The sequence below is a fragment of the Pseudonocardia pini genome (assembly GCF_013870575.1).
GTDB lineage: Bacteria > Actinomycetota > Actinomycetes > Mycobacteriales > Pseudonocardiaceae > Pseudonocardia > Pseudonocardia pini.
Genome location: NZ_JACBXB010000425.1, coordinates 1 through 4,733 on the forward strand (window position 1 = coordinate 1; position 4,733 = coordinate 4,733).

General features: G+C 72.4%; 6 protein-coding genes and 1 pseudogene. 2 read left to right on the forward strand and 5 right to left on the reverse strand.

Translation table 11 applies throughout. The annotated features are described in order from the left end of the window. The 5 genes from H5J29_RS21290 to H5J29_RS21310 form a co-directional block, all read right to left on the reverse strand. Positions 1–415 (reverse strand): hypothetical protein (locus tag H5J29_RS21290; protein ID WP_220187727.1); only part of this gene is annotated, 415 nt, incomplete at its 3' end. A 2-nt stretch (positions 416–417) separates the two neighbouring features. Next, a complete protein-coding gene (recA, locus tag H5J29_RS21295) occupies positions 418–1,467 on the reverse strand; it encodes a recombinase RecA (RefSeq protein WP_181782813.1) in 1,050 nt (349 codons plus the stop codon). Positions 1,468–1,691: 224 nt separating this feature from the next. Further along, positions 1,692–1,898 (reverse strand): DUF3046 domain-containing protein, encoded by a 207-nt coding sequence (locus H5J29_RS21300; RefSeq protein WP_181782814.1) that lies wholly within the window; start codon positions 1,896–1,898, stop codon positions 1,692–1,694. Positions 1,899–1,912: 14 nt separating this feature from the next. Beyond that, positions 1,913–2,692, reverse strand: a complete 780-nt coding sequence (locus H5J29_RS21305) for an ABC transporter permease (protein WP_181782815.1) — start codon at positions 2,690–2,692, stop codon at positions 1,913–1,915. Further along, positions 2,689–3,618 (reverse strand): ATP-binding cassette domain-containing protein, encoded by a 930-nt coding sequence (locus H5J29_RS21310; protein WP_181782816.1) that lies wholly within the window; start codon positions 3,616–3,618, stop codon positions 2,689–2,691. Before H5J29_RS21310 ends, H5J29_RS21305 begins: the two co-directional genes overlap by 4 nt. 42 nt (positions 3,619–3,660) lie before the next feature. Between H5J29_RS21310 and H5J29_RS21315 the strand changes: the two genes are divergently transcribed. Together H5J29_RS21315 and H5J29_RS21320 are read left to right on the forward strand one after the other, a co-directional pair. Beyond that, complete coding sequence (locus H5J29_RS21315) at positions 3,661–4,374, forward strand: TetR/AcrR family transcriptional regulator (RefSeq protein ID WP_181782817.1); 714 nt, start codon at positions 3,661–3,663, stop codon at positions 4,372–4,374. Then, positions 4,371–4,733, forward strand: a pseudogene (locus H5J29_RS21320) (CoA transferase); the annotation flags it as partial. The gene H5J29_RS21315 and the pseudogene H5J29_RS21320, both read left to right, overlap by 4 nt.

The following is a 4,733-nucleotide window of genomic DNA, read 5'->3' on the forward strand; positions in this document are numbered from 1 at the left end:
GGGCACCGCGGTCGGCACGGGCGCCGCGGCGGCCGAAGCGCAGGTCGTCCATCGTGAGCTGCGGTGCGTCGCCGGATGCCTCGGTGAGCGCACCCAGCTCGGCGGGCGGATGTTGTCGGTCGGGAGCCGGTTCGAGCTCGTCGAACCCGACGAGCAGCGTCTCGCGAGCCTGCTGCTCGGCCGCCACCCCGTCACCGGGCTCGCCCCCGGCCTCGACACCGACCCCGTCACCTGCGGCGGGGGCCGCCCCGAAGTCCGCGACCCTGACCGCGACGACGGCGGGCTCCTCGTCGAAGGACGCCACCGGCGCCCGCGCGGGGGCGGCCGGCTCGAGGTCCTCCATGGAGAGCCGGTGGCGGGCCGGGGCGGCCTGGAGGGGCCGCTCCGGCTGCTCCGGGGTCGTGCCGGACACCACGGTCAGAAGTCGACCGGGGCCGGGACGGGCTCGACGGTCTCCGCATCCGCATCGAGCACCGCGCCGATGCCGAGCTTCTCCTTGATCCGCTTCTCGACCTCCGCGGCGATGTCCGGGTTCTCCTTGAGGAACTTGCGGGCGTTCTCCTTGCCCTGCCCCATCTGGTCGCCCTCGTAGGTGTACCAGGCACCCGACTTGCGGATGATCCCCTGCTCCACGCCGACGTCGATCAGCGAACCCTCGCGGCTGATGCCGACGCCGTACAGCACGTCGAACTCCGCCTGCTTGAACGGCGGCGCCACCTTGTTCTTCACGACCTTGACGCGGGTGCGGCTGCCGACCATGTCGGTGCCGTCCTTCAGCGTCTCGATCCGGCGGATGTCCAGGCGGACGGACGCGTAGAACTTGAGCGCCTTGCCACCCGTCGTGGTCTCCGGGGACCCGAACATCACGCCGATCTTCTCGCGGAGCTGGTTGATGAAGATCATCGTGGTGCCGGAGGTGCTCAGCGCGCCGGTGATCTTCCGCAGGGCCTGGCTCATCAGCCGGGCCTGCAGGCCGACGTGGCTGTCGCCCATCTCGCCCTCGATCTCGGCGCGCGGCACGAGCGCGGCCACCGAGTCGATCACGATGATGTCCAGCGCGCCGGAGCGGATCAGCATGTCCGCGATCTCCAGCGCCTGCTCGCCGGTGTCCGGCTGGGAGACCAGCAGCTCGTCGGTGTTCACACCGAGGGCCTTGGCGTACTCCGGGTCCAGCGCGTGCTCCGCGTCGATGAACGCGGCGGTGCCGCCCGCGGCCTGCGCGCTGGCCACGGCATGCAGCGCGACCGTGGTCTTACCGCTGGACTCCGGGCCGTAGATCTCCACGACGCGGCCGCGCGGGAAGCCGCCGACGCCGAGTGCGACGTCGAGCGCGATCGACCCGGTGGGGATCACGCCGATCGGGGGACGGGTGTCGTCCCCCAGGCGCATGACCGAACCCTTGCCGTGGTTCTTCTCGATCTGGGCGAGGGCGAGCTGGAGCGCCTTCTCGCGGTCGGGAGTGCTCATCTGACTACCTCGCTCGGTGCGGGAGGGACCTGTGTTCGCTGTGTTCGACGACTTCCGGGGAGCCACGGACGAACCGTATTCGGTCCCACCGACAGTTCCCGAACTCGCGCCCCCGCTGTCCACAACCGGGGCGTTCTGTGGACACACGCTATACGAACACGTGTTCGAGACCGACCCCGACACGCCGATCGGCTACCCTGCCGCGCCGAGCGGCGGCGGCGTGCTCAGTCCCGACCCAGCCGTCGTTCGGCGGGCACGTCGTAGGCCTGGCAGATGACCTCCCAGACCCGTTTCGGGTCGATGCCCGCCTCGATCGCCTGCTCGGCGCTGCGCCCGCCGAGCTCGGCGAACACGTGGTCGCGCGCCAGCGAGCGGCCGCGGATCTCGCCGAACTCGTCGTGCAGGAGGGTCCGGAACTGACTCAGTCGCACACCGGCGAGGGTAGTCACCGACCCGCCCGCCGCCGGAACAACACCCCCGCCGCCACCACTCCGACCAGCAGGAACCCGCCCCACCAGAGCACCGCGTGGCCCAGCGAGGAGCCGACCGGCAGCCCGAGCAGGAGCCCGCGGACCGACTCGATCAGCGGTGTGACGGGCTGGTACTCGGCGAAGCCGCGCAGCACGGCGGGCATGGTCTCCGGCGGGACGAACCCGCTGCTCACGTAGGGCAGGAAGAGCAGCACGAAGGACAGCGCCCCTGCCGCCTCGGCACTGCTCACCACCAGCCCGAAGGCCGCCGACAGCGCCGAGACCCCCGCCATGAACAGCACCAGGACACCCGCCGCGAGCAGCCAGTCCGCGACCCCCGCGACCGGCCGGAACCCCATCAGCAGCGAGACGCCGAGGACCACGGCGGTCGAGACGACGTTGCGCACGACGCTGGCCACGACGTGCGCGGCCAGCACCGCCGACCCGACGACCGGCAGCGACCGCAGCCGGTCGATCACCCCGGAGGTCATGTCCTCGTTGACCGACACCGCCGTCGACGCCGACCCGAACGCCGCGCACAGCACGATGACGCCGGGGACGACGTAGTTCAGGTAGTCCGGGGTGCCCGCCTCCAGCGCGCCCCCGAAGATGTAGACGAACACGCACAGGATCAGCAGCGGCAGCACGATCGCCGAGATGGTGGCGTCGATGCTGCGGGCGGAGTGGCGCAGGCTGCGGCCGAGCAGGACCCCGACGTCGAGGACCGGGCCGGGCGTGCGGGAGTAGACGCTCATGCCGGGACCGCCTGCTCGGTCAGGGCGAGGAAGACGTCGTCGAGCGTGGGTCGGTGGACCGCGACGCGCAGCACCGGCACCCCGGCCACGACCTCCAGCAGCTCGCGGACCTCCGCGGCGGTCCCGTCCGTGGGCACGTGCAGCGACAGGTCCGCCACCCGCGCCCGGTAGCCGCGCAGCTCCGCCAGCGACAGCGCCGAGGCCAGCGCACCGGCGTCCGGCAGCACCAGCTCGACGGTCTCCCCGCCGATCAGCGCCTTGAGCTGGTCCGCGGTCCCGGAGGCGGCGATCCGCCCGCCTGCGAGCACGGAGATCGAGTCCGCCAGCCGGTCCGCCTCCTCCAGGTACTGCGTGGTCAGCAGGACCGTGACCCCCGACGCGGCCAGCTCCCCCACCGTGTCCCAGACGTCCCGGCGGCCGCGGGGGTCCAGCCCCGTGGTGGGCTCGTCGAGGAACAGCACCGCCGGGTCGTCGACCAGGCCGAGCGCGATGTCGAGCCTGCGGGCCATGCCGCCCGAGTAGGTCGCCACCCGCCGGTCGGCCGCCTCCACCAGGTCGAACCGCTCCAGGAGCGCGCCCGCCCGCTCCCGGGCGGCGGCCTTGGTCAGGTGCCGCAGCCTGCCCATCATGACGAGGTTCTCGCGCCCGGTGAGCACCTCGTCGACCGTGGCGTGCTGGCCGGTCAGGCTGATCCGGCGGCGGACCTCGGCGGGGCGCGCGAGGACGTCGCATCCCGCGACGTGGACGCGCCCGGCCTCCGGCCGCAGCAGCGTGGACAGGATCTTCACGGTGGTGGTCTTGCCCGCACCGTTCGGGCCGAGCAGCGCCGCGACGGTCCCGCGCGCGACGCGCAGGTCGATGCCGTCCAGCACGACCGTGTCACCGAAGGACTTCCGCAGCCCCTCGACCTCGACTGTGTATGTCATACACTTAGTATATGGCATAAACAGGCCGTAGGATCAACCCCGATGAACGAGCAGGTGTCGCCGCTGGAGGCGGTCTGGAAGGCGAGCCCGTACGACGGTGCCCGCGAGGGGCTCTCGCTCGGACGGATCGTCGCGGCGGCGATCACGCTGGCCGACGCCGAGGGCCTCGCCGCCGTGTCGATGAGCCGGGTGGCCAAGGCGCTCGGCTTCACCACCATGTCGCTCTACCGGCACGTCGCGAGCAAGGAGGAGCTGATCCTGCACATGCAGGACGTGGCGGTCGGCCCGCCGCCCACCACCTTCGACCCGGCCGCCGACGAGGACTGGCGGACCGGCGTCGAACGCTGGGCCTGGGGGACCGTGGAGCGGCTGCGCGCCCATCCCTGGATCCTGCAGACGCTCCCGATCCTGGGCCCGCCCGCGACCCCCAACCAGCTGACCTGGCTGGAGTACGGCCTGCGGACGCTGCGCGCGACCCCGCTGCTCGAACCCGAGAAGCTGCAGGTCATCCTGCTGATCAACGCGCACGTCTTCGGCGACGCGACCTTCCACGACGCCGAGGTCGCCGACGACGACAGCTACGAGACCCTCTTCGCCCGCTACCTCGACCCGGGCCGGTTCCCCGCGGTGATCGCCGCCTTCTCCGGCGGCGCCTTCGCAGAGGGACCGGACCCGGCCACGGACCGGGACGAGCAGTTCCGGTTCGGGCTCGAGCGCATCCTCGACGGCGTCGCCCAGCTGATCGGGAGCCGATGATCGGACAGGTGTGGGCCGAGCTCGGCGGGGACCCCGCCGCGGTGGACCGGCTGCGCGTGACGGGTCCCCCACGCACCCTGAGCAGCCGTTTCCCGGTCACCGAGTTCGGTACCGCGACGATCGGGGCGGCCCTGCTCGCAGCCACCGACCGGCCCGTCGCGATCGACACCCGGCAGGCCGCCGTGGCGCTGCGCAGCGAGCGGTACCTGCTGCGGGAGGGCGTGAGCCCCGGCAACCCGTTCGACCCCCTGTCCGCCTTCCACCGGACCGCCGACGGCTGGTTGCGGCTGCACGCCAACTACCCGTGGCACGCCGAGGCGGCCCGGCGGGTGCTCGGGCTCGCCGAGGACGCCGGGCTC